The sequence below is a fragment of the Chromohalobacter sarecensis genome (genome assembly GCF_023061135.1).
In the GTDB taxonomy this organism is placed as follows: Bacteria; Pseudomonadota; Gammaproteobacteria; order Pseudomonadales; family Halomonadaceae; genus Chromohalobacter; species Chromohalobacter sarecensis.
In genome coordinates, this window is record NZ_JAKGAN010000003.1 from 24,026 (window position 1) to 48,141 (window position 24,116).

A 24,116-nucleotide genomic window follows, 5' to 3' on the forward strand; every position below is an offset into this window, starting at 1 on the left:
AGAAACGTTATGAGCGAACGTCACGATCAAGAGCATCGCCTGAGCCGTGCCTATGAGCGGGTTCTCGAACGTCTCGAAAAAGGCGCTGGTGACCTGTCGTGGGAATCATTGCAGCGCGAAATGGACGACGCTATCGAGTTTGAAGCGGAGTTCGAGAATTACACTAAGGATGAGTTGTCCTTGCTGCGTGCCTGGGTCGAGCGTGACATGCGCGACTTGCGGGGATTTCTGGCCCGAGGTGGCGAGGGCATCGCCACCTGGCTGGGAATCGATCTGGGGATCATCTCGCGGCGCGTCACCGAAGCGCTGTTCTCCATCGCCGACCGCACCACCGTCGATCAGGCCCGCTTCGAGGACGATCTCGAAGCCGCCCGCGCCGATTATGTCGAAGGCGAAATGGCAGTCCCTGGCCGCATGCGTTGCGTGCACTGCGACACAGAAGTGGTGCTCGAATCGATCACCCTACTCGAACCCTGCCATCAGTGCGGGCATCGTTACTTCGCGCGGACCTCGGGAGCGACACCGTCTGCAGACGTCTGAGCCGTGAGCGGTATGAGGGGTAACGGGCGGTGGCATGATGCCGCTCGTTATCGTGGCCTGTGGTGCTTGGCACGCCACGTCAGCAGCGCGTGAAGCAGACCATCTGCGTGGAGCTGCCGACAACGGGATCACGCGGGCCGACGTCTTCGAAGCGGGTCTGGTAACCGTGGCGTTCTGCGACGCCGTTGCACCACGATTGGAACTGCGCGCGGGTCCATTCGAAACGATGATCATCGTGGCGGCGCTCGTCGTCGGGCATGCCGTGGAGAGGGTTGTATTCCTTGTTGGGTGTCGTGATGACGACGAACTTGATCCCCAGCTTGCCGAAAATCGCTTTCTCGACTCGGGACAGGCGATCTGGATCGATGTGCTCGATGGTTTCCAGCATGACGGCGCCATCGATGCCGGTTTCGGCCCAATCGCAATTTTCGAAGGAGCCCAGACTGACGTGCAAGCGCTTATCGGGCCTGAGTATGTCCAGGTTGAGCCGGTCACGGGCGTAAGCCACGGCCCGGGCGTCGTTGTCGATACCTATCAGGCGGTTGAACTGCTTGTACTCGCTTAGCCAGCGCAACAAAACGCCGTGACCGCAGCCAAGATCGACAACGTGTTGTGCGCCGGATGCCACTAGATTATCGACGACGGCGTGCAGGCGGAGCTGATGAAGATTTGTCGCCATCAGCGAACGTTCCGCATAAGTGCTTGAGGGGGAGAGTTGAGCATGGCGCGAATTATCGCCGGAGTCTGTTTGCCATTCAACTAACAAGTCGCCTAATTAGGCGTCCTGTGAAGGGAGCAGTAATCCCTTGGCAGAGCAAAAGTTTGATATCGTCGCATCGCCAAGCAGCGACTATGAGGAGGACACAGACATGCGCAGCGAGACGCTACCCGACACGATGGCGGCGATGTTACTGACCGAGCATGGAGACATCGACAAGCTGGTCTACCGGCAAGACGTTTCCGCCCCCAGGCCCGCTAGAGGCGAGGTTCTGGTGCAGGTGACCGCGACGGCCAAGAACAATACCGACCGCAAGGCGCGAGAAGGGCTTTATCCGACCAAGGACAAGGGGGATACGACCTCATTCCAGATTGGAGGCTCACCGACGCTGACCTTTCCGCGCATTCAGGGCGCCGATGTGGCCGGGCGTGTGGTGGCTGTCGGCGAAGATGTGAGTGCTGAGCGCATTGGCCAGCGCGGATTGCTGGATTTCAATATCTACGCCGATGCGCGTCCCGACATCAATCTGACGCCCGACTATTACGGACATGGCGCCGATGGTGGCTTTGCCGAGTACATTGCGGTGCCGTCAGCGCAGTTCCACACGGTGGATAATCCCGAACTGGCCGATGCCGAACTCGCGGCGATGGGTATGTGCTCCTATCAGACCGCTCTGCACATGTTGAATGCGGCCAACGTCAAAGCCGGGGAACGTGTGCTGGTGACGGGCGCCAGTGGCGGCGTGGGTACGGCCCTGATTCGCCTCTGTCGTATCATGGGGGCGACGCCTTACGCTCTGAGCCAGCCGGACAAGGCGGAGGCGCTGCTGGCGCTGGGGGCGGAAGCCGTACTGGATCGCTCGGACATGCAGGACTTCACCGAGAAGGTGCGCGCACTGACGCAGGATCACCCCATCGACGCGGTCATGGATCTGGTCGGGGGTGAGATGACCGATCGCTTCATCGACACTATGATCTTCGACATGACGCGCCGTACCACCTATCCACGCTTGAGCATTGCCGGCGCCAGCGGCGGCAATATCAGCGAGATCATGTGGACGCGGATTTATTTGTATCAGGTGCAGATATTCGGCGTCTCCCATGGCACGCGCGACGAGGCCGAGCAGTTGGTGGCCTGGATTCGCGAGGGGAAATTGAAGCCGGTGCTGCACGCGGCCTTCAAGCTTTCCGAGCTGCATGACGCGGAGCGCTATTTCGTCAATCGCAACAGCAACTACCTGGGCAAGATCGTGATTGTCCCGGATTCGCAGTGGCAAGCGCATGGCGCGCCTTACGCGCTGAAGGAAGAAACATGAGTGAAAAACTGACGCTGCAACTAATCGACCTGCATGCCGGCGGCGACGTCAGTCGTATCGTGACCGGCGGTATCGACCCGCTGCCGGGCAACACGGTGCGCGAGAAGATGGAATATCTGCGTGAGGATGCCGATGGCCTGCGTCGGCTGCTGCTCAACGAGCCTTACGGTATTCCCGAGATGTCAGTGGACCTGCTGGTTCCCGCCAGCGATCCGGAAGCCGAGGTGGGTTACATCATCATGGAGGTGATGGGCTATCCCATTTACTCCGGCTCCAACACTATCTGCACTGCCACGGCCGTGTTGGAAAGCGGGATCGTCCCCAAGCGCGAGGGATACCAGCGCTTCATTCTGGAATCTGCGGCCGGTCTCGTCCATATCGAGGCGCGGGTGGAAAACGGCGTCGTGGAAGGCATTACCTGTGAAGGGTTGCCAAGTTACATCGACACCTACCGGGCCAGCATCCATGTGCCCTCGATCGGGGATGTAACCTACAGCGTGGCGTATAGCGGCGGATTCTACGCCCTGGTGGAAGCCGCTGAGCTGGGCTTCTCGCTGAATCGGGACGAAGAGGCGCGACTGGCGGAATGCGCGCATGCCATCGTCGAGGCGATCCAGGCCGAGCGGGGCTTCTCTCATTACACCCTGGGTGATGTGGGACCGTTACCGTTTCTGCACTTCATGGGCCCGGTGGAGCAGGTTGCGGATGGTTTCTTTCGTTCGCGCTCGACGACTTACGTGCATCCCGGTGTGATCTGCCGCAGCACAACCGGCACGGGTACTTCGGCGCGCCTGGCGCTGATGCACTACGAAGGCGCTCTCCAGCCGGGGGATAAGCTGGAGACCATATCGCTGCGTGGCACCGGCTTTATCGGCGAATTCACCGGCTCGCGTCAGGAAGACTCGCACTGGGTGGCCGAGAACACCATCACCGGGAAAGCCCATGTGCTGGCGCGCTCGGACATCGTCATCAACTGCAACGACCCGCTGGTGGAGTGTGGCAGCCTGCACCATATTCTCACCAGTGGTCATCGCAAGGCTGAGGCGGCATTGCCGGTCACCGAGGAGGCGTCCCTGTCGGACTAGGCCCATCCCGACACGACGCGCGGACTTGACCGTGCGTCGTGCCGCGAGAGGGCGTTGACCTCGACGCCCGCTACTGGCGGCGCCGCCAGCGCAGACCTGGGATGAGCAACAGAGCGGCGAGCAGCCAGGTGGGCCAACTGCCGGTGCGCGTGAACGGGGTAAGCCCTTGCATGGGCTGAACCTCGCCACTGATGCTGGCCGTTTCGAAGCGTGGGGCGCGCTGGGTGATATGGCCTCGGGCGTCGATGATGGCGGTGACGCCGTTACTCGTCGCACGCATTACATAGCGGCCGTTTTCCAGGGCACGTAGCTGGGCCATCTGCAAGTGCTGGAGCGGGCCGATGGAGTTCCCGAACCAGGTGTCGTTGGAGACGGTGAGCAGCACGTCGGCGCTGCGTGCGCGTTGGGCGACCAGGTCGGCATAGATGATCTCGTAGCAGATTGCGACGCCCAGGCGCATATCGGCGGCCTGGATCGGGGCTTGGTCGGAGGCGCCGGCGGTGAAGCTCGACATGGGGAGATCGAAGAAGGCGATGACGCCGCGCAGCAATCCTTCCAATGGTAAATACTCACCAAACGGGACCAGATGCTCTTTGCGATAGCTGCCTTGGCTGTCGCTCATCCCGATGACCGCATTGTAGTAATCGCCTTGATCGTCGCGCTGGACGATACCGGTCAGCAGGGCGGTATCGGCGGGTAGCGTCGCCTGTACGCGTTCCAGAATGGGGCGTGCCTGGGACGCGAACATCGGCAGGGCGGTTTCCGGCCACACGATCAGATCGGTGTCGTCGTCCTGATCACGGGTCAGCTCGGCGTAGGTGTTGGCGGCTTGGCGTTGCCCCTCGGGGCTCCACTTCGAGAGCTGCGGGAGATCGCCTTGCAACAGGGCGACTTCTTTGGGATCGCCCTGCGGCGAAGTCCACTGGTTGGGCAGCACGAGTGGCAGGCACCACATTGCGACGAGTGGCGCCAGTGCCCACAGGCGGCGCTTCAACAGCGCCACCAGCAAGGTGCCGCTGAGAGCGACGATCAGCGATAGCAGGTAGACGCCGCCGATGGGGGCCCACGGCGCCAACGGCGATTCGACATGAGCACTGCCGAGCAGCAACCAGGGGAAGCCCGAGAACGCCCAGGTACGCAGTACCTCACCGAGAACCCAGACGCCCGCGAAGGTGATCACGGACCATCGCGCGCTGGTGAAACGCCGATAGAGACCGAATACCACGCCATAAAACAGCGCCAGAGTGACCACGAGCAGTGCGGTGAGAAAGACCGCTAATGGGACGCCGGTGTAGCCGTAGTCATGAATCGACACATAGATCCACGACGTGCCGGTACCGAACAAACCCACGCCATAGCTCCAGCCGCGCAGCGCTGCCTGGCCGGGCGTGAGGTCGTGGAGACCGTAGAAGACCAGGGCGACGGCGAAGGGCCCCGCCCACCACCATTCGAAAGGGGCGAAGGTGAGCGTCGTGAGTGCGCCGGCAAGCAGCGCGACGAGATATCCCATCCAGGGGCGATAGGTGCGGGAAGACAGCATGAGGCACTCCTTGTCGAAGGTGCCTCTTATAACAGAGCGCGGCGCTGTGGACCATGCCATGTATGCGCCTGATTTACTTACTGCCTTGCGTCGCTCTCTAACGCTTGGGTCTCATCCTCGGGGCAGGGCGAGACCTGCAACAGGCGGATACGGCGATTGTCGGCATTGAGCACGGTGAAACGCCAGGTGCCCAGGTCGGCGTATTCGTTGCGTCGCGGCAGGTGCCCGAAACGTTGCATGACCAGGCCGCCGACGGTATCGAATTCCTCGTCGGGGAAGGCCGTGTCGAAGCGTTCGTTGAAGTCCTCGATGGGCGTCAGGGCGCGGATCGCATAGGTGCCGTCGCCCAAGTCGCGAATGTCGTCTTCTTCATCGATGTCGTGTTCGTCCTCGATGTCGCCGACGATCTGCTCGAGGATGTCTTCGATGGTCACGATGCCCGCGGTGCCACCGTATTCATCGACCACCACCGCCATATGATTGTGGGTGTCGCGAAATTCCTTGAGCAGGCTGTTGAGACGTTTCGACTCGGGAATGAACATCGCCGGGCGTAGGATGTCGCGCAGTTGGAAGCGTTGGCGCTCGGCGTCGCTGAGCTTGAGCAACGGCAGGAGATCCTTGACCAGCACGATGCCCAGCACCTCGTCGAGGTTTTCGTCGATGATCGGATAACGCGAGTGCGCGGTCTCGAGGATAATCGGCAGGCAGTCCTCGGGGCGCTGATCGACATGCAGGGCGGTTACCTGGGAACGCGGGATCATGACCTCGCGCGTTTGCTGATCGCTGATCTGGAAGGCGCCTTCGATGATGGTCAGCGCGTCCTGGTCGAGGCGCAGTCGTGTACCGGCCTCGCGCAGGAAAGTGAGCAATTCGTCTCGTGAACTCGGTTCATCGGAGTCGTTGGAAAAAGCGTTCAGCAGTTTATCCAGCCAGGATTTGCCACCCTGGCTGCTCGATCGGTCTTCGCTCATGCAATAGGTCTCTCGTTCCTCATGGACGATAAAGCAGGGATGATAAAAGTGCGTGCACGGCCACGGGCCGAGCATCGTGGGGCGTCGAGATGCGTCCCGGGCGGAGGTTTACTCGGCATAGGGATCACCGATCATGAAACCTGCCAGTAGCTCGCGCTCCAACGCTTCCATCTCTTCGGCTTCACGCTCATCTATATGATCGTAGCCGAGTAAATGCAAGGTGCCGTGGATCACCATATGGGTGTAATGATGCGCCAGGTGCTTACCCTGAGCAGCGGCCTCGGTGACGACGACGTCGTGGCAGATCGCCAAGTCGCCAAGCAGGGGCAAGGGGACGCCGGGCGGCGTTTCGAAAGGGAAGGAAAGCACGTTGGTGGGCTTGTCCTTGCCGCGATAGTCGCGATTGAGCGTCTGGCTCTCCTCCGGAGAGACGAAACGCACGGTCATTTCCGTGCGCACTTCATCGGGGTGACGAGCGAACACGGCGCCCACCCAGGCTTCGAGGTCGGCCTGGGTGGGAAGCGCGGTTTCCGTGTCAATGGCGACCTGGCGGTCGATATCGAGGCTCATGCGTCTGCCGGCTCGTCGTTATCGCGGCGGGTGTCGTTTTCTTCGCGCTTGGCTTGTGCACGCCGTTCGCGGCGGGTGCGTTCCTGCTCTTCCTCGACGCTCTCGAAAGCATCGTAGGCTTCGATGATGCGCTGGACCAGCGGATGGCGAACCACGTCCTTGGCGACGAAATGCGTGACCCCGATCCCGGCAGTGTCCTTGAGTACATCGAGCACTTGAATCAGCCCCGATTGATTGCCGCGCGGCAGGTCGACCTGGGTGATGTCGCCGGTGATCACGGCGGTGGAGCCGAAGCCAATGCGCGTCAGGAACATCTTCATCTGTTCGCGCGTGGTGTTCTGGCTCTCATCGAGAATGATGAAGGCATTGTTGAGCGTGCGCCCGCGCATATAGGCCAGCGGAGCGACCTCGATCACTTGCCGTTCGATCAGCTTGCCGACCTGTTCGAAGCCCAGCATCTCGTAGAGCGCATCGTAGAGCGGGCGCAAGTAGGGGTCGATCTTCTGTGCCAGGTCGCCGGGGAGGAAGCCCAGGCGCTCGCCGGCTTCTACCGCCGGGCGCACCAACAGGATCCGTCGTACCTGTTGCTGGTTGAGTGCCTCGACCGCTGCCGCGACCGCCAGATAGGTCTTGCCGGTGCCCGCCGGACCGACCCCGAAATTGATGTCGTGATCGTGAATGCTGGTCACGTAGGTCTGCTGGTTGTGACCGCGTGGCTTGATCAGGGCACGCGGGGTGCGGATGAGCACGCCGCCTTCGTCGAGGGTGTCCTCGGCGTCTTCTTCCAGTGACTCGAGGTCGGATTCCTGCAGGAAAAGATGCACGGTATCCGGCGTCAGCTCATTGGCTTCCGTCTCGCGGTAGAGGTGTTCGACGACATTGGCGGCTGCCTTGACGTGCGGGCCGGGGCCTGCGAGCTGAAAGGTGTTGCCGCGATTTCGCAACGTCACGCCCAGACGCGACTCGACGAGCTTGAGGTGTTCGTCCTGCTGCCCGCATAGGCTTGCCAGGCGCATGGGGTCATTGGGTTCGAGCGTCAGCGTGAGGATGCGATGTGCCTGCGAAGTGTTCTGGCTCAACTCGGAGAGATCCATGGGTTGGAAGTGTGATTTCAGCTTAGCGCCCCGGACAACGCCGGGGCAATGATCCCGCGCAAGGATTCGTCACGCTAGCAGACAAAGGTCGCTAGCAGTGCCTCAATAGCGCGCCGGAGAGGCCAGATCGCCACGCAGGGAGTTGGGCAGTGCTTCGGTGATCTCGACATCGACGAAGTAACCGATGAGCTCGGTCGGGTTGGGCGCGCGGAAGTTGACGACCCGGTTGTTCTCGGTGCGACCGGAGAGCTGGCCGGGGTCCTTGGGCGAGAAGCCAGTGACCAGGATGCGCTCGGTCTGGCCGACCATGCGCCGTGAAATCTGCATGGTCTGCTGGTTGAGGCGTTCCTGCAGGATCGCTAGACGCTGTTTCTTGGTCGCTTCCGGCGTTTCGTCTTCCAGATTCGCGGCCGGGGTACCCGGGCGCGGGGAATAGACGAAGCTGAACGAGGCGTCGTAACCGATGCGCTGGATCAGGTCCATGGTATTCATGAAGTCTTCTTCGGTCTCACCGGGGAAGCCGATGATGAAATCCGAGGAGAAGCTGATATCCGGACGCAGCGCACGGATGCGCTCCAGCTTGTCGACATATTCCTCGACGGTATGGCCGCGCTTCATGGCCGCCAGGACGCGGTCCGAACCGGCCTGCACGGGCAGGTGCAGGTGGCTGACTAGCTCTGGAATCTCGCCGTAGGCCTCGATCAGGCTGTCGGAGAATTCCACCGGGTGCGAGGTGGTGAAGCGGATGCGGTCGATGCCTTCCACGGCGGCGACGCAGCCGATCAGCTCGGCGAGGTCGATTTCATCGCCCAACTGGTTCTCGCCGCGATAGGCGTTGACGTTCTGGCCCAGCAGGTTGATCTCGCGCACGCCTTGATCGGCGAGGTGGATGACTTCTTCCATCACCGGCTCGAAGGGCCGCGAGACTTCTTCGCCACGGGTGTAGGGCACCACGCAGAACGTACAGTACTTCGAGCAGCCTTCCATGATCGAGACGAACGCGGTAGCGCCGTCCGCCGTGGGCTTGGGCAGGTGGTCGAATTTCTCGATCTCGGGGAAAGTGACATCGACCATGGAGATGGTCTCCGATCCTTTGCCCGAGTCGAGCATGCTCGGCAGCCGATGCATGGTCTGCGGCCCGAAGACCATGTCCACGTGCGGAGCGCGCTTCTGGATGTTGCCGCCTTCCTGGCTAGCCACGCAGCCTCCGACGCCGATCACGAGATCGGGATTGGCGGCCTTGAGCTTCTTCCAGCGCCCGAGCTGGTGGAAGACCTTCTCCTGGGCCTTCTCACGGATCGAGCAAGTATTGAGCAGGATGACATCGGCCTCCCGCTCGTCGTCGGTCAGCTCGAGTGCATGCGATTCGCCGAGTAGATCCGCCATGCGTGCGGAGTCGTACTCGTTCATCTGGCAGCCATGGGTCTTGATGAAGAGTTTCTTCGCCATACCGATCCGGTCGGTGCGTCGAGCGCCCGACATATGTCCGTGATTGGGGTGAGTAAAAGCGTGGCCTTGAAGCGTGGCCCAGCTTGTCCAGGATAAGACGAGATATTATACGGATTGACGGCACCGTGGGCCAGCCTTGCGGCTGAGTCGAATCGCCCGCGATGATGCCGAGGCTGTGATACGCTAGGATTTCTCGCGTGAGGTGCCTCGTGAAGGTACCCTGCGGACAGTCAAGAGCGGTTCAGGATGGCGGAATTTTCGTGTCCGATGCGCTGGTTATCGCGCGACGATGAGCGGTTAAAAATTGCACGATTTGTCGCTATGACAGACATTGCGGTGGTCTCGCCACCGTCAAGGTCCGGTTTTCCCAAGACTTATCCACAGAATGTGTGGATGGTCGCCCACCGAGTCGCGACAGGAGGTCCTCTCGGCTGGGCGATACAACGCGTGGAGCAGTACGTACTCGTGAGCCGTTCGTCATTCATGAAGAAGCCACGTTATGTCTAGAATCAAACCTTTGATGCTGAGCTTGGTCCTCGGGGCCTGCGCTTTCAACGCTCATGCACAAGACGATGGGCAGCACTGGGTCTCGGACAAGTTGCCGACCTATGTACGTAGCGGCCCCACCGAGGGCTATCGTATCGTCGGCACACTCGAGAGCGGCGACCCCGTGACGCTGCTCGAGCGCCAGGGCGACTATAGCCACGTCCGTGGCGACGATGGCGATGCCGTCTGGATACCCAGCCGCTACCTGCAGGACTCGCCGAGTGCCAGCTCGCGCTTGCCCGAGTTGCAAACGCGTGTGGATGAATTGACCTCGAAACTCGACGGCATCAATGAAGAATGGGAACAGCGCGTGGAGGACATGACCACGAAGCTGAATAGCAGAGCCGAGCGTATCGAGGAGTTGGAATCGCGTAACGCCGAATTGGATAGCGCTTACAGTGACGCCCAGGAAACCACGCGTGAGCTCAAGGCGCGGCTCGATACGCAGGAACAGGATCTCTTGATGCGCTATTTCACCTACGGTGCTGCCGTGGCCGGCGCCGGCTTGCTGGTGGGCTTGATCGTGCCGCACCTCCCGCGTCGGCGTAAGCGCCGTAGTGGATGGTTTTAATGGCGTGTCGAGGGCGTGTGCACGATGGATGGAAGAAGGAAAGAGGGGCGTTAACGACATATGGCGACGGATGAGTGGCTGGCGCGTTGGAAGGAAGGCCGGATCGGGTTCCATCGGTCGGCGCCGCATGACGCCTTGATGCGTCACTGGCCGTCACTCGGGGCGGAGCCCGGCGACAAGGTGCTGGTGCCTCTGTGTGGCAAGAGCCTGGATATGCGTTGGCTGGCCGAGCAGGGACATCCCGTGCTCGGCCTGGAGCTCTCGTCGTTGGCCATCGAGCAGTTTATGGCCGAGGGCGAGGCGCCGGTATCCCGCTACACGCAGGGTGCTTTCTCGTGCTGTCGTCAGGGCTGCATCGAGCTCTGGTGTGGCGATTTCTTTCATTTCCATACCGCACAGGCTGAGGAGTTGTCGGCGTTCTACGATCGCGCGGCGCTGATCGCGTTGCCCGAGGCCACGCGGCAACGCTATGCCTTTCACCTGGCGCAGTTATTGCTGCCCGGTACGCGCGGCTTGTTGATCAGCTTGATGGATATGCACTCACCGGAGGGCGGCCCGCCGTATTCGGTGGCCGATGACGAAGTCGAGCGTTTGTTCGCGGCGAACTTTGAACTCACGCACCTGGAAACGCGGCCACCGGATGATTCGGGCAAGCAGGAAAGCGTGTGGTCGCTGATACGGCGCGGGCCGCGACCGGCATGATCACCGTCGCGGCGCTGGCGTGCGTCAGTTCTTGAGCTGACGGGAAAGTTCGGGGTCGCTGAAGGCGCGCCGCAAGGCATTGCTTAACAGGTCGCTGACCATGCGGTTGTTGGAATCCCAGTCAGGCTTGATGGCGAAGCTCTGCTTGCGCTTGGCTGTATAGGTGCCGGTATAGGTACCGCCGTCGTTGGCGACCTGAGCGCGTAGTACGGCTTGTAGTTGGGCGGCGTCGAGCATTGGCGCATCGGCCTCGACGGGCGCGTAACTGAGATCGGCGAGCGTCAACGTCAACGTCGCATTGGCGCCACCGTTCTTGACGGGGGAGAAGCCCATGCGGCGCAACGCCTGTTCCGCCTGCGTCTGTAGCTTGGGAATGACGTCATGCGCGGGGACGCGGATCGTCGATGTCGATGCGGGTGAACCGGAGCGCGTGCCCAGCACATCGCTGCGGCGACCATCGACGACGTCGAGGGCGATTTCCTGCCCGTTTCCCGTGTGAGGAAGATCCGTTCCGATATCGGGCTTGACCTGAAGAATCTGGGGGCTCTGGGCGCAGCCAGTCATGAGCAGAGGTGTCATGAGTAGCGCGACGAGGGCGAACGCGGGACGTTTTGTGACGGGAATGAACCGGCGCATACGCATTGTGTGTCCTGGAAGAGAGTGAAAACAGGTAGCCGAAATCCGGCTGCGAGTATAGCGATCCTCGCAAGCGCGAACGAACCCCTTTTTGCCCCGACCCTGCGTCTTTATTCACAGCCCCAATATCTACAGCCCCAATGCGGAAGATGTCGAACGCCGTGGGTCGGCGCCGCCGTAATAGTGTCCGTCCTCGATCAGTACCGACTGCGCGGCGCCCATGGCGGCTTGTTGCGAGACCGTATGACCCATGGCTTCGAGCAGGCCGATGGTGTCCGGGCTGATACCTTCCTCGATGCGGATCTCGTCGGGCAGCCACTGGTGATGGATGCGTGGCACGCTCACCGCGCTTTGCACGTTCATGTCGTGATCGATGACGTTCATCACCACCTGCAGCGTCGTAGTGATGATGCGTGAGCCGCCGGGGCTACCGGTGATCAGGAAGTTCTTGCCCTCTTTCTTGACGATGGTGGGCGTCATCGACGACAGCATGCGCTTGTTGGGCTCGACCTTGTTGGCCTCGCCGCCGATCAAGCCATAGGCATTGGGTGTGCCCGGTTTGGCGGAGAAGTCGTCCATTTCATTGTTGAGCAAGAAGCCCGCGCCATCGACGACAATGCCCGAGCCATAGCTGAAGTTGAGGGTATAGGTGTTGGACACGGCCAGCCCGTTGTCGTCGGCGATCGAGAAGTGCGTGGTCTCGTTGGATTCGTAAGGCAGCGGGTCGCCCGCCGCAATGGTATCGCTGGGCGTGGCACGCCCCAGATCGATCTGCTCACGCAGCTCGTCGGCGTAGGCCTTGGAAGTGATGCCCTCGAGCGGAACATCGACGAAGTCGGTATCGCCCAGATACTCGGCGCGGTCGGCATAGGCGCGCTTCATCGCCTCGGACATGACGTGGATGGTGCGCGCCGAATTGAAGCCCATCCCGCCGATGTCATAGCCCTCGAGGATGTTGAGCATCTGCACGATATGCGCGCCACCGCTGGACGGTGGGCTCATGGCGTAGACGTCGTAGCCGCGATAGGTGCCATGCACCGGCTCGCGAATCGTCGGTTGGTAGGCAGCCAGATCCTCGGCCGTCATGAGCCCGTCGTGTTTTTCCATTTCCTGGGCGATGAGGTCGGCAGTCTTGCCCTCATAGAATTCGCGCGGGCCTTGGGCCGCAATGCGCTTGAGCGTTGCCGCGAGGTCCGGCTGGCGGAATGTTTCGCCGGCCGCATAAAGGCTGCCATCTTCCTTGTAGAACACGGCGCGTGAGGCATCCCATTGGCTCAGGCGTTCGCGTGCGTCGCGCAAGCCATTGGCAAAACGCGGCGGTATCTCGAAGCCGTCTTCCGCGAGCCGAATGGCGGGCGCCAGGGCCTCGGCGAGGCTGAGCGTGCCGTATTGCTCCAGCGCCATGGCCAGGCCGGCGACGGTTCCCGGGACGCCGGAGGCATTGTGGGTGTAGCGCGAGAGCTCGGAGACCGCCTCGCCTTGATCGTTCTGAAACATCGTCTCATAGGCCGCCGCCGGCGCTTTCTCGCGATAATCGATGGCGATGACCTTGTCGCTTTTTTCATCGGAAATCAGCATAAAACCGCCGCCACCGATATTGCCGGAGCGTGGCTGGGTGACGGCCAGTGCGAAGCCTGCGGTGACCGCCGCGTCGACGGCGTTGCCGCCGTCTTGCATGACGTCGCGGGCAATCTTCGAAGCCAGGTAATGGCTGGTGGCCGCCATGCCGTGTTGGCCTTCTTGCGGATGGAAACGCTCGCCTTCGAGAATCGCCTGCTGGGCACTAGCAGCAAGCGGCAGGGTGGCGAGTACCGCGCACAGTGCCAGACGTCGTCCATGGCGCAAGGTAAATCGAATCATGCCGGGCCTCTCGAGAGTGATGCGGTAATACGACGCCGCGTTTTTATGAGGAGTTGCTTTTACTATCGAAGGCGTCGCCTGAATATGCAAGGTCGTCGTGTTCGAGCAGACCCATGTGCCTGTTTTTCCGCCCGGCATTCGCTAGAATGAAGCCTTCATTTCCAGCCGACAGCACCTTTATTGCTTATGTCCGACTTCAAGATTGCACCTTCCATCCTGTCCGCCGATTTCGCCCGTCTCGGTCAGGAAACGGAGGATGTGTTGGCATCCGGCGCGGATATCGTGCATTTCGATGTCATGGACAATCATTACGTCCCCAACCTCACCATCGGTCCGATGGTGTGCAAGGCCCTGCGTGACCATGGCATTACCGCGCCCATCGACGCGCATTTGATGGTCAAGCCGGTGGATCGGCTGATCGGGGATTTCATCGAGGCAGGGGCGAGCTACGTCACCTTTCATCCCGAGGCCAGCGAACATATCGACCGCTCGCTGCAGTTGATTCGCGATGGCGGCTGCAAGGCCGGCCTGGTCTTCAATCCCGCCACGCCGCTGCATTACCTCGACTACGTCATGGACAAGCTCGACATGGTGCTGCTGATGAGCGTCAATCCCGGCTTCGGCGGGCAATCCTTCATCCCCGGCACGCTCGACAAGCTGCGCGAGGTGCGCCAACGCATCGATGCCAGCGGTCGCGACATTCGTCTGGAAGTCGACGGTGGCGTCAAGGTCGAGAATATCGCCGAGATCGCGCGGGCCGGGGCGGATACCTTCGTCGCCGGGTCAGCGGTGTTCAAGGCCCGCGACGAGGCGGATCCACACCGTTACGACAGCGTCATGCGGGCCTTCCGCGACGCTTTGGCACAGCGTTGAGTCAGTTGCCTCATGGTCGATGACGAGCGCGCCGCCCAGGCGCAGGTCTGGTATCTCTACCTGATCGAAACGGCGGCGGGCGCGCTGTATACCGGGGTGACGACCGATGTGACGCGGCGTTTGCGCGAACATCGCGATGGCAAGCGTGGTGCGCGGGCCTTGCGTGGCAAGGGGCCGTTGACCTTGCGTCACTCGGAATACGTGGGCAGCCATGGCGAGGCGCTGCGTCGCGAAGCCGCGCTCAAGAAACTCAGCCCCGCCGCCAAGCGTGCCTGGCTGGCGGCACGCGAGGGCGGGGCGTCGTCGTCATAGGTCGTCGTTATAGGCAGCGGGCCAGCGTTTCGAAGACCCGCGCAACGGCTTCAGCGCCAGGATCGACGACACCTTCCAATGCACTGTCGGGCACATAGGCGGCGCGTCCCGCCCGCGCGCGGGAGAGCGTCGCCGTGTGCTCTGCGCCTTGACGTGCCGCCTGGGCTGCGTCGGCGAGCGTGGCGTCTTTCTGGAGTGCCTGAAGCGCGGGAATCAAGGCGTCAAGTAGGGTGCGGTCGCCGAGTCGGGCGCCGCCATAGGTCTGCATGCGCTCGACCCCTTGCCAGAGACTGTCGATCAGGCCGCGCTGTTCGAGGGCGGTCGCCGTAGCGGTAAACAGGATCGACAGCAATACCCCGCTCGAGCCACCCATGCCGGTAGCCAGACATTGTCCCAGGCCTGCGAACAACCGCTCGGGGTGTGCGGTATCCAGGTGGCCCGCTGTCAATGCCTGTTCGATGGCATCGGCGCCTTCGACCAGGCTGCTGCCGGCATCGCCGTCGCCGCTGCGGGCGTCCAGCCCGTCGAGATCGTCACGTGCATCGCGCAAGACACTGAGTACTTGTGTGAGCGCCGCCGTAACGTGCGTCGCCTGGGGCGCATTGTCTTGCAGTGCGCCGTTGCGGGCGGTGAGGTTGGGCGTGAAGGTGTCTGGCGGACATACATCCCGGATGCCGGGCCAGGCGGGCGCATCAGTGGGCGCTAGCAGAGCCGTACGCATGGCGTCGTCGGCGGCCATTAGCGTCACCGAGAAGCCGTGCATGTCCAGCGAGGTCATCAAGGGCGCGGGGCCGATAAGCTGGGGCAGTCGTATCGGGCCGAGGTTGTCGATCAAGCTGCCGCTCAACACGCCCATCTCCTGGGTCGAACAGCCGCCGAGATTGTTGATTAGGGCGAGCCAGCCGTCGGCGTGGCCGCGTTCATCGAGGGCGGCCGCGAGGGGCGCAACGACGTGGTTCATGGCATCGCGCGCGCTATCTGGTGCGATATGCTGGACGCCCGGCTCGTTGTGGATGCCCAATCCTAGCTCGGGGCTTCGGTCGGGACGCGTTTGGCCCGGCAGGGTGGCCGGCGTGAGCGCCATGCCCATCGAGGCCATGCGCTCGCATGCGTGTTGAGCGAACGCTTGGATGTCGTCCAGTGTGCCTTGCTGCTGTGCGTGATAGCCGGCGATCTTGTGAATCAGCAAAGTGCCGGCAAGGCCGCGTGGCTGTGGTGTGTCGGGCAGAGAGATATCGTCGGCGACGATGACCATGGCGACCTTGAGACCTTCGCGACGCGCATGTTCGGCGGCCAGCCCGAAGTTGAGCCGGTCCCCGGTGTAGTTCTTGACCACCAGCAGACAGCCGGCTGGCCCGCAGACTTCTCGAATGGCGGCGAGCACGGCATCCATGCTGGGCGAGGCGAACAGGCTGCCGGATATCACCCCGGTCAACATACCCTCGCCGATGAAGCCGGCATGCGCGGGTTCGTGCCCTGCGCCACCGCCGGAGAGTACCGCGACCTGCCGTTGGCCGTGTGTGTCGCGGTCCCAGTCGCGGCGAATCAGGATGCGGACGCCGCTTTGCGGCTCGGCAATACGCAAGGGGGCGAGGTGGCCGGCGGCGTAGAGAACGTCGTCGACGACGCGTGAGGCGTCATTGAAAAAATGCTGCATGAACGGGCTCCATGATCGAGCGATAGGGGCTCTCGATCATGGTGGCCTCGCTGGATCAGTGCAACTTCATTCGTGGGCGGATATAGCGGTTGAGGCCGTCGACGACGACGGTCATACCGGTTTTGACCACGCCATGAATGGCTAGTTGATGCATACGGTAGAGCGAGGCATAGAACAGCTTGGCCAGGCGCCCCTCGATGAACAGGCTGCGCGCCGAGGTGCCTCGCATCAGGCTGCCCACGGCATCGAAGTGGGCTAGCGAGATCAACGAGCCACGGTCGCGAAAGACGAAGGGCTTGAGAGGCTTTTCATCCATGGCCGCGCGTAGGTTGTGATACAGCAGGGTGGCCTGCTGGTGGGCCGCTTGTGCGCGCGGTGGTACGCGCGTGTCGTCGGGCTGGGGGCAGGCGGCGCAATCGCCGAAGGCGAAGATGCGCTCGTCGTCGAGGCTCTGCAGCGTCTGGTTGACCTTGAGCTGATGATTACGCTCAGTGGCAAGGCCTAGCTCGGAGAGAAACGCCGGTGCGCGAATCCCTGCCGCCCAGACGTTCAGATCGGTGGCGATGCGCGTTTCGTCGGCGGTAATGAAACCGTGCTCATCGGCGCAGGTCACGCGGGTATCGACGTGGATCTGCACGCCGAGCTTTTCCAGTTCCTTATGCACGGCCTGGCTGATGCGTTCGGGGAGTGCCGGCAGAATGCGTGGTGCCGCCTCGATCAGGTGGATCTCCAGCTTGCCGCTGTCCATGGCGGTGAAGCCGTAGCTGTGCAGCATCTTCGAGGCGCCAATCAATTCTGCGGCGAGCTCGACGCCGGTGGCGCCGGCCCCTACCAGGCCCACGCTCAACTTGGGATGCGTCCGGCGTTCGGGGTCGCTGTAACGCAGGAAGGTGTTGAGCATGTTTTGACGGAAGTCTTCGGCTTGCCCGGGGCTGTCGATGAAGTGGCAGTGCTTGGCGACGCCGGGGGTGCCGAAATCGTTGGAGACACTGCCCAGCGCCATGACCAGATAGTCGTAGTCGATCGTACGCGCGGGGAGGATCACGACACCGTCGTCGTCGATGATCGGCGCCAGCGTGATGGTGCGGTTGTCACGATCGAGATTGCTTAGCGTGCCGCGTTGGAAGCGGTAACCATGGGTCTTGGAGTGACCTTGATAGGAGACTTCGTCGAGGCTGGAGTCGAGCACGCCCGTGGCCACTTCGTGCAGCAGGGGTTTCCAGATATGGGTCGAGTTGCGGTCGACGAGCACGATTTCGGCGCGTTGGCGCTTGCCGAGCTTGCGCCCCAGGCGGGTCACCAGTTCGAGGCCGCCGGCGCCGCCACCGACCACCACGATGCGGGGTGTGGACATACAGACTCCTGGAAAAGAAACGTTGAAAAGGGTGCGAAAAAGGGTCGCCAGGGTCGGGGCATCGCGATGGGTCAGCCAAGACGCAAGTAAGGTGGCAATGACTTGCGTGTCGTGCCGGGAGGGCGATGGCGCCTGGTGTCGGCGACGTCTGCGTATAGAATAACGCTGTTCGCGTATCAAGAACACCGTGAGGCACGCGCGACGCCGAGTTTTTGCGTAATATTACATGCATTATGCTAGGCGCTTTCTGGTTCAAGGAGACGAGTATGCCGTCCAGCGCGATACATCCCGCCCTCGAGGGCATTCGGCTCGCGGTCTTCGATCTCGACGGGACCCTGATCGACTCCGTGCCGGATTTGGCGGCGGCGGTCGATGGTGCGCTTTGCGAGCTGAGATTGCCGGAAGTCGGCGAGGCAGCGGTGAGAGACTGGGTCGGCAACGGTTCTCGCAAACTCGTCGAGCGAGCGCTTTATGCCGTCGGCGCGCAAGATAGGGACCTCGATGAGGTACATGAGGCCTTCTTGCGGCACTACCGGCAGGCGCCATGCCGATTGACGCAGGTCTATCCCGGCGTTCGCGAAGCGCTCGAAGCGCTTGCTACGCGTGGTGTGACAATAGGGTTGATCACCAACAAGCCGACGGCGTTCATCGCCCCGATCCTGGAATCTCTGGAGATTGAGCATTACTTCGCGCTGACGCTGGGTGGCGATGCATTGCCCACCCGGAAACCCGATCCGGCCCCGCTGCTGCATCTGGCGGACCGGCTCGGGGTCGCGCCGAGTGCATGCCTGATGGTGGGGGATTCACGCCACGACATAGAAGCCGGTCGGCGGGCGGGTTTTCGTACATTGGCGGTGCCATACGGGTACAATCACGGCGAACCGGTGGCCGCGAGCGAGCCGGATGTCGTGGTTGAATCGCTGGGGGAACTCGTTTAATGTTTTTTCGATGCTGGCGTTTATTACGCTAAGCCTTTGATAATCATCTGCTATAACGGATAGCGTTTCATGGATCTGGATGCCCCCTCATTGCGTAGAGCTCATGCGTTGATGCGCACAGTCAAACGCTGGCGATGGTGATGCTCGCCGACCCCTCCGAGTGTCGGCTCCATGCGGAAGTGCGAATTCGTCACGACGTAGACTCTCACCAAAGGAATGCAGGGCATGATGACCCCCGAACGCTTCACCGAGCTGGTGCAGGCCGGCTATAACCGCATCCCCGTGACCCGCGAAGTGCTCGCGGATCTCGATACGCCGCTCTCTACCTATCTCAAGCTGGCCGATGCGCCCTGGACCTTCCTTCTCGAGTCCGTGCAGGGCGGCGAGAAATGGGGGCGTTATTCGATCATCGGCTTGCCGAGTCGCGAGCGCATCGAAGTGCGCGGCCAGGTGGTGCGTCATATTGCCGACGGCGAAGTGCTCGGCGTGACCGAAGTCGATGACCCGCTGGCGTGGATCGAGCAGTTCCAGGCGCGCTTCAAGGTGCCGCAGGTCGACGATCAACCGCGTTTCGACGGCGGTTTGGTCGGCTATTTCGGCCACGACACCATCCGTTATATCGAGCCGCGCCTGCGGGGCGTGGAAAAGCCCGATCCCATCGGGGTGCCGGACATCCTGCTGATGGTTTGCGATGAACTGGTGGTTTTCGACAATCTTTCCGGGCGTCTGACGCTGTGGACGCACGCCGACCCCGATGTGACGGATGCCTATCTGCGAGCTCTGGAGCGTCTCGAAGCGCTGGAAATGAAGCTGCGCAGCGCCACGCTCAATACCGTCAGCCCCGGCACCGGCGGACCGGCGGTGGAAGAAGGGGACTTTACCTCCGGGTTTACCGAGGCAGGCTTCAAGGACGCGGTCGAGAAGATCAAGGAATACGTGCTGGCCGGCGATGTCATGCAATGCGTGCCCTCGCAGCGCATGACGATCCCGTATCGCGCGGCGCCGCTGGATCTGTATCGCGCGCTACGTAGCCTCAATCCGTCGCCCTATATGTTCTTCTTCAACCTCGACGATCATCATGTCGTCGGCTCGTCGCCGGAAATCCTCACGCGCCTGGAAGACGGCGAGGTCACGGTGCGCCCCATCGCCGGCACGCGGGTGCGCGGACAAAGCGAGGCGGAAGATAAAGCGCTGGAAGACGAACTGCTTGCCGACCCCAAGGAGATCGCTGAGCATTTGATGTTGATCGACCTGGGCCGCAACGATGTGGGGCGCATCAGCGAAACCGGCTCGGTCGAGGTCACCGACAACATGGCCATCGAGCGCTACTCGCACGTCATGCATATCGTCTCCCACGTGACCGGCAAGCTGAAGCCCGGCATGTCGGCACTCGACGTGCTGCGCGCCACCTTTCCCGCCGGCACGCTCTCCGGTGCGCCCAAGTTTCGCGCCTTGCAGATTCTCGACGAGCTAGAGCCGGTCAAGCGCGGGGTATACGGCGGGGCAGTCGGCTATCTTTCCTGGCACGGGAACATGGATACCGCCATCGCGATTCGCACGGCGGTCATCAAGGATGGCCAGCTGCATGTGCAGGCCGGCGCGGGAATCGTCGCCGACTCGGTGCCTGAGCAAGAGTGGCAGGAAACCCTCAATAAGGGCCGCGCGCTTTTCCGCGCGGTGGCGATGGCCGAGCGTGGTCTCGATAACCTGGGTTGAGGTTGTTGAATAAGGGCAAGGACGGCGCTGCGCGATGACGTAGCGCCGTGCTGGGACACGTTTAGCGAGAAGGCGATTTTTTGGACGACTTCTTGCGATTCTGATATTTCTCGGCCATCTGCTTGGCCGTTTGCTTTGCCTTCTCGCGGTTCTCGGGCTTGCGGAACCAGTTGGCAATGGCTGCGCCTATCATGCGTTTCATCGGTGCCTCCTGCGGATGGCGATATTCTAAGTATAGATATGGCATCGTCGTGCGGCGAGATCAAGTGCCCACCGTGAGCGTGCCGTCAATGCTCGGTACGGCACACCTTACGCGCAGTGGTTCCAATATGAGGTCCCTTGGAGGAGTTAGCCTCCAGCGAAAGACATGGCCTGGTCGGCTACCATCCCACAGGCTTTCTCGCCGACTTTGTCGCCGAGGGAGGCCAGATTGAATTCCTGGCCGTCGCCCTGAAGGAGACCGCTCAAGCCTTCTTGGTAGTCACTGTCATCGGTGGGTTCGGAATTGACTCCCAGTTGTTCCATTACCTGGTTCTTCGCGATATCGGCGGTGCTCCCGAGATAGCCGTTATCTTGGCAATAGCTGATCACGCCCGTGAGATTGGTCAGGCTTCCGGGATTGAAGGAACCGCTGGATAGCGTGCTCAGCAGGCCGGCGCTTTCGTTGCCTCCCCCCTCACTACCAGACATCATGTCCGTTGCCTCATCTTTCATGCTATCGAGAGAAAATGCCTGCGCTTGCCCAATAGACATGAGGCCTAGCAAACCGGCGAGGGCGAAGCTTTTAAAACGTGTATCCATGCAATCGTATCCATGTCAGTAAAGAGCGATCTCCACGTATGCAGCACGCAGGAGCTGTTCTTATGACCAGCTGTCTACACTGGCGTTCCTACTGGACGAGCATTCGCGCACGGGAATGCTCGGGAATGTCCGTGCGACTGCCTTGACAGCATCTGCCCGGCCCCACACTATAACGGTATGACTATGTTCACTACGGCAACCGCATGGCAAGGGCGTCTCTACATCTGACGGGGCGGCTTTCGCGTGTCTGAACATCAATGCCGCCTGCGAGGCGGCATTTTTGTGTCTGCCAACTCGCGGAAGGGATGATTCGGGCTTGGTGAGTAAGAATGTGGCTAATATTTGCTTGGCTTGTGGTTTTGCCATATAAAATCAGGAGTTTATGCCCGAAATGATCGTGATGATCGATAACTATGACAGCTTTACCTACAACGTCGTGCAATATCTGGCGGAGTTGGGGGCCGAGGTCGTCACCTACCGCAACGACGCTATTACTCTCGAGGAGATCGAGCGTCTGGCGCCGAGTCATCTGGTGATCTCGCCGGGGCCGTGCACGCCCAACGAGGCGGGTATTTCCCTCGAGGCCGTGCGCCATTTCGCGGGCAAGTTGCCGATCCTCGGCATCTGCCTGGGGCATCAAGCCATCGGCCAGGTCTTCGGTGGCGAGGTGGTGCGGGCACCGCAGGTGATGCACGGCAAGACCTCGCGGGTCGAGCACGATGGCCGTGGCGTGTTCGATGGTTTGGTCAATCCGCTCGAGGTGACGCGCTATCACTCGCTGGTAGTGGCCGAGCAGGGGCTGCCGGAGTGTCTCGAGATCTCGGCGCGCGTCGTGGCCGATGACGTCACGCCTGGTTTGATCATGGGCATGCGCCACAAGACGCTGGATATCGAGGGCGTGCAGTTCCACCCCGAATCGATCATGACCCGCCAGGGCCACGAGCTTCTGGCCAACTTTCTGAAACGCCGCGCGTAACGAGGAGCGAAACATGCAGATGCAAGAAGCCATCGGCGCGGTGATGCGTCGCCGCCACCTGAGCTTCGACGACACCCACGCGGTGATGAAAGCGATTATGACCGGTGAGGCCAGCGACGCCCAGATCGGCGGCTTTTTGATCGGCCTTTCGATGAAGGGCGAGACGGCTGACGAGATCACGGCGGCCGCGCAGGTGATGCGTGAATTGATGCTGCCCGTCGAGATCGACCGCACCCATCTGGTGGATATCGTCGGCACGGGGGGAGATGGCGCCAATCTGTTCAACGTTTCGACTGCCGCCAGCTTCGTGGTCGCCGCCGCCGGCGGGCGTGTCGCCAAGCACGGCAATCGTAGCGTGTCGTCGTCTTCCGGGAGTGCCGACCTGTTCGACGTGGCGGGGATTTCGCTCGATCTGCCGCCGAACGAGGTGGCGCGCTGCATTCAGGAAGTCGGGGTCGGCTTCATGTTCGCACCCATGCATCACCAGGCCATGCGTCATGCCATCGGTCCGCGTCGCGAGATGGGCGTGCGCACCGTGTTCAACATCCTCGGGCCACTGACCAACCCCGCCAATACGCCGAATCAGCTATTGGGCGTCTACGATCCCGCGTTGCTGACGATCATGGCGGAAGCCTTGAAGCGACTCGGCAGCGAGCATGTGCTGGTCGTCAACGCCGAGGACGGCCTGGACGAGATTTCCCTGGCCGCGCCGACGCGCGTCGCCGAGTTGCAGGACGGTGAGATTCGCGAATATACCATCGCACCGGAGGACTTCGGCCTCGAACGCCAGTCGCTGGCGCCGCTGAAAGTAGTGACCGCCGAGGATAGCCTCAAGCTGGTCAAGGCCGCGCTCGTCGGCGAAGGCCCGGCGGCGGATATCGTGGCGCTGAATGCGGGGGCGGCGCTTTATGCTGCCGGCGTGGCGGACACGTTGAAAGAGGGCGTGCTCCTGGCGCAGGATGCCCAAGGCTCCAAGCTTCCGCTGGAGAAGATGAAAGAGCTCGCGGATTTTACGCGCATTCTGGCCCATAAGGACGACCGCTGATGAGCCACGAACATGACACCGGCCTGCCGACGATCCTAGCCAAGATTCTGGCGCGCAAGAACGACGAGATTCGCGAGCGTCGTGCGCGCGTCAGCGAAGCACAGCTTCTGGAGCAGGCAGGCCAGCAAGACGCGCCGCGTGGCTTCGTCGCCGCGCTCGAGCGTGGCATTGCGGCGGGCGATCCGGCGGTGATCGCCGAGGTCAAGAAGGCCTCGCCCTCCAAGGGCGTGATACGTGAGGACTTCCAGCCGGACCAGATTGCCAAGGCCTACGCCGAGGCCGGGGCCAGTTGCCTCTCGGTATTGACCGATGCCGACTTCTTCCAGGGTCACGAGCGTGACTTGCAGGCGGCGCGCGAGGCCTGCGCACTGCCGGTGATCCGCAAGGACTTCATCGTCGATTCTTATCAGGTCAGCGAGGCGCGCGCTATCGGCGCGGATTGCATCCTGCTGATCGTCGCAGCACTCGATGACGCCCGCCTTAAAGCCTTGCACCAACAAGCGCATGACCTAGGCATGGATGTGTTGGTGGAAGTCCACGATGCCCATGAACTGGAGCGTGCACTGGCGCTGGATGTGACGCTGGTGGGGATCAATAATCGGGATTTGCGCACTTTCGAGACATCGCTGACGACGACCTTCGAGCTACTGCCGCGAATTCCGTCGCATATCACCGTCGTCACCGAGTCGGGTATTCATACACGTGACGATGTCGAGCACATGCGCGAGCACGATGTGAATGCCTTCCTGGTCGGCGAAGCCTTCATGCGGGAGCGGGATCCCGGGAGCGCGTTGCGCCGCTTGTTCTTCTAGGCGCTCATTCGCTAGTTTCTTATGCCGTCCCCTAT

General features: G+C 61.7%; 24 protein-coding genes. 12 read left to right on the forward strand and 12 right to left on the reverse strand.

Features of this window, described 5'->3' with window-relative positions:
* Window positions 1–9: 9 nt before the first annotated feature.
* Complete coding sequence (locus L1071_RS05890) at window positions 10–540, forward strand: zinc ribbon-containing protein (protein WP_246969896.1); 531 nt, start codon at window positions 10–12, stop codon at window positions 538–540.
* 79 nt (window positions 541–619) lie between these two features.
* Here the strand turns inward: L1071_RS05890 and L1071_RS05895 are convergent, their stop codons facing one another.
* The gene (locus tag L1071_RS05895; RefSeq protein WP_246969899.1) at window positions 620–1,219 is read right to left on the reverse strand and encodes a methyltransferase domain-containing protein; all 600 of its coding nucleotides are present in this window, start codon (window positions 1,217–1,219) and stop codon (window positions 620–622) included.
* Window positions 1,220–1,409: 190 nt separating this feature from the next.
* Between L1071_RS05895 and L1071_RS05900 the strand changes: the two genes are divergently transcribed.
* Together L1071_RS05900 and L1071_RS05905 are read left to right on the forward strand one after the other, a co-directional pair.
* A complete protein-coding gene (locus tag L1071_RS05900; RefSeq protein WP_246969902.1) occupies window positions 1,410–2,573 on the forward strand; it encodes a zinc-binding dehydrogenase in 1,164 nt (387 codons plus the stop codon).
* Window positions 2,570–3,658, forward strand: a complete 1,089-nt coding sequence (locus L1071_RS05905; RefSeq protein WP_246969904.1) for a proline racemase family protein — start codon at window positions 2,570–2,572, stop codon at window positions 3,656–3,658. Before L1071_RS05900 ends, L1071_RS05905 begins: the two co-directional genes overlap by 4 nt.
* A gap of 70 nt (window positions 3,659–3,728) precedes the next feature.
* On the opposite strand, the gene lnt is transcribed toward L1071_RS05905, so the two are convergent.
* From lnt to miaB, 5 genes are all read right to left on the reverse strand, one after another.
* Window positions 3,729–5,198, reverse strand: coding sequence for an apolipoprotein N-acyltransferase (gene lnt, locus L1071_RS05910; RefSeq protein ID WP_246969907.1), 1,470 nt, complete (start codon window positions 5,196–5,198; stop codon window positions 3,729–3,731).
* Window positions 5,199–5,275: 77 nt separating this feature from the next.
* Window positions 5,276–6,169, reverse strand: coding sequence for a CorC family transporter (locus L1071_RS05915; protein ID WP_246969910.1), 894 nt, complete (start codon window positions 6,167–6,169; stop codon window positions 5,276–5,278).
* A gap of 108 nt (window positions 6,170–6,277) precedes the next feature.
* Window positions 6,278–6,739 (reverse strand): rRNA maturation RNase YbeY, encoded by a 462-nt coding sequence (ybeY, locus tag L1071_RS05920; RefSeq protein WP_246969913.1) that lies wholly within the window; start codon window positions 6,737–6,739, stop codon window positions 6,278–6,280.
* Window positions 6,736–7,818 (reverse strand): PhoH family protein, encoded by a 1,083-nt coding sequence (locus tag L1071_RS05925; RefSeq protein ID WP_246969916.1) that lies wholly within the window; start codon window positions 7,816–7,818, stop codon window positions 6,736–6,738. The genes ybeY and L1071_RS05925 overlap by 4 nt, the downstream gene beginning before the upstream one ends.
* 117 nt (window positions 7,819–7,935) lie before the next feature.
* The gene (gene miaB, locus L1071_RS05930) at window positions 7,936–9,282 is read right to left on the reverse strand and encodes a tRNA (N6-isopentenyl adenosine(37)-C2)-methylthiotransferase MiaB (protein ID WP_246969918.1); all 1,347 of its coding nucleotides are present in this window, start codon (window positions 9,280–9,282) and stop codon (window positions 7,936–7,938) included.
* Window positions 9,283–9,781: 499 nt separating this feature from the next.
* On the opposite strand from miaB, the gene L1071_RS05935 reads away from it, so the two are divergent.
* Window positions 9,782–10,399, forward strand: coding sequence for a TIGR04211 family SH3 domain-containing protein (locus L1071_RS05935; RefSeq protein WP_246969920.1), 618 nt, complete (start codon window positions 9,782–9,784; stop codon window positions 10,397–10,399).
* A gap of 60 nt (window positions 10,400–10,459) precedes the next feature.
* A complete protein-coding gene (gene tmpT / locus L1071_RS05940) occupies window positions 10,460–11,101 on the forward strand; it encodes a thiopurine S-methyltransferase (protein ID WP_246969922.1) in 642 nt (213 codons plus the stop codon).
* Window positions 11,102–11,125: 24 nt separating this feature from the next.
* Here tmpT and L1071_RS05945 read toward each other — a convergent pair whose 3' ends face one another.
* Window positions 11,126–11,680: a YajG family lipoprotein gene (locus L1071_RS05945; RefSeq protein WP_246969924.1), complete on the reverse strand. Its 555-nt coding sequence runs from the start codon at window positions 11,678–11,680 to the stop codon at window positions 11,126–11,128.
* A 186-nt stretch (window positions 11,681–11,866) separates the two neighbouring features.
* On the reverse strand, window positions 11,867–13,597 hold the full coding sequence (gene ggt, locus L1071_RS05950; RefSeq protein WP_246969926.1) for a gamma-glutamyltransferase: 1,731 nt from the start codon (window positions 13,595–13,597) through the stop codon (window positions 11,867–11,869).
* 186 nt (window positions 13,598–13,783) lie between these two features.
* Here ggt and rpe point away from each other — a divergent pair, with 186 nt between their 5' ends.
* Together rpe and L1071_RS05960 are read left to right on the forward strand one after the other, a co-directional pair.
* Window positions 13,784–14,470, forward strand: a complete 687-nt coding sequence (gene rpe, locus L1071_RS05955; protein WP_246969928.1) for a ribulose-phosphate 3-epimerase — start codon at window positions 13,784–13,786, stop codon at window positions 14,468–14,470.
* Window positions 14,471–14,482: 12 nt separating this feature from the next.
* Complete coding sequence (locus tag L1071_RS05960) at window positions 14,483–14,782, forward strand: GIY-YIG nuclease family protein (RefSeq protein WP_246969931.1); 300 nt, start codon at window positions 14,483–14,485, stop codon at window positions 14,780–14,782.
* A 7-nt stretch (window positions 14,783–14,789) separates the two neighbouring features.
* On the opposite strand, the gene L1071_RS05965 is transcribed toward L1071_RS05960, so the two are convergent.
* Window positions 14,790–16,439 (reverse strand): dihydroxyacetone kinase subunit DhaK, encoded by a 1,650-nt coding sequence (locus L1071_RS05965; protein ID WP_246969933.1) that lies wholly within the window; start codon window positions 16,437–16,439, stop codon window positions 14,790–14,792.
* Window positions 16,440–16,494: 55 nt separating this feature from the next.
* Window positions 16,495–17,793 (reverse strand): NAD(P)/FAD-dependent oxidoreductase, encoded by a 1,299-nt coding sequence (locus tag L1071_RS05970; protein ID WP_246969935.1) that lies wholly within the window; start codon window positions 17,791–17,793, stop codon window positions 16,495–16,497.
* Between the two features lie 266 nt (window positions 17,794–18,059).
* Here L1071_RS05970 and L1071_RS05975 point away from each other — a divergent pair, with 266 nt between their 5' ends.
* On the forward strand, window positions 18,060–18,731 hold the full coding sequence (locus tag L1071_RS05975) for a phosphoglycolate phosphatase (protein WP_246969937.1): 672 nt from the start codon (window positions 18,060–18,062) through the stop codon (window positions 18,729–18,731).
* A 228-nt stretch (window positions 18,732–18,959) separates the two neighbouring features.
* Window positions 18,960–20,447 carry an anthranilate synthase component I gene (gene trpE, locus L1071_RS05980; RefSeq protein WP_246971093.1) on the forward strand — a complete coding sequence of 496 codons (1,488 nt, stop codon included), beginning with the start codon at window positions 18,960–18,962 and terminating at the stop codon, window positions 20,445–20,447.
* A 61-nt stretch (window positions 20,448–20,508) separates the two neighbouring features.
* On the opposite strand, the gene L1071_RS05985 is transcribed toward trpE, so the two are convergent.
* Both L1071_RS05985 and L1071_RS05990 read right to left on the reverse strand, forming a co-directional pair.
* Window positions 20,509–20,649, reverse strand: a complete 141-nt coding sequence (locus L1071_RS05985) for a hypothetical protein (RefSeq protein WP_246969939.1) — start codon at window positions 20,647–20,649, stop codon at window positions 20,509–20,511.
* A 146-nt stretch (window positions 20,650–20,795) separates the two neighbouring features.
* Entirely contained in the window at window positions 20,796–21,248 is a 453-nt protein-coding gene (locus L1071_RS05990) for a DUF2501 domain-containing protein (RefSeq protein WP_246969941.1), read from the reverse strand.
* Between the two features lie 391 nt (window positions 21,249–21,639).
* On the opposite strand from L1071_RS05990, the gene L1071_RS05995 reads away from it, so the two are divergent.
* From L1071_RS05995 to trpC, 3 genes are read left to right on the forward strand one after another with little or no spacing between them, the layout of a single operon-like run.
* A complete protein-coding gene (locus tag L1071_RS05995; RefSeq protein ID WP_378110389.1) occupies window positions 21,640–22,224 on the forward strand; it encodes an anthranilate synthase component II in 585 nt (194 codons plus the stop codon).
* 13 nt (window positions 22,225–22,237) lie between these two features.
* A complete protein-coding gene (trpD, locus tag L1071_RS06000) occupies window positions 22,238–23,269 on the forward strand; it encodes an anthranilate phosphoribosyltransferase (RefSeq protein ID WP_246969946.1) in 1,032 nt (343 codons plus the stop codon).
* On the forward strand, window positions 23,269–24,081 hold the full coding sequence (gene trpC, locus L1071_RS06005; RefSeq protein ID WP_246969950.1) for an indole-3-glycerol phosphate synthase TrpC: 813 nt from the start codon (window positions 23,269–23,271) through the stop codon (window positions 24,079–24,081). Before trpD ends, trpC begins: the two co-directional genes overlap by 1 nt.
* Window positions 24,082–24,116 lie beyond the last annotated feature (35 nt).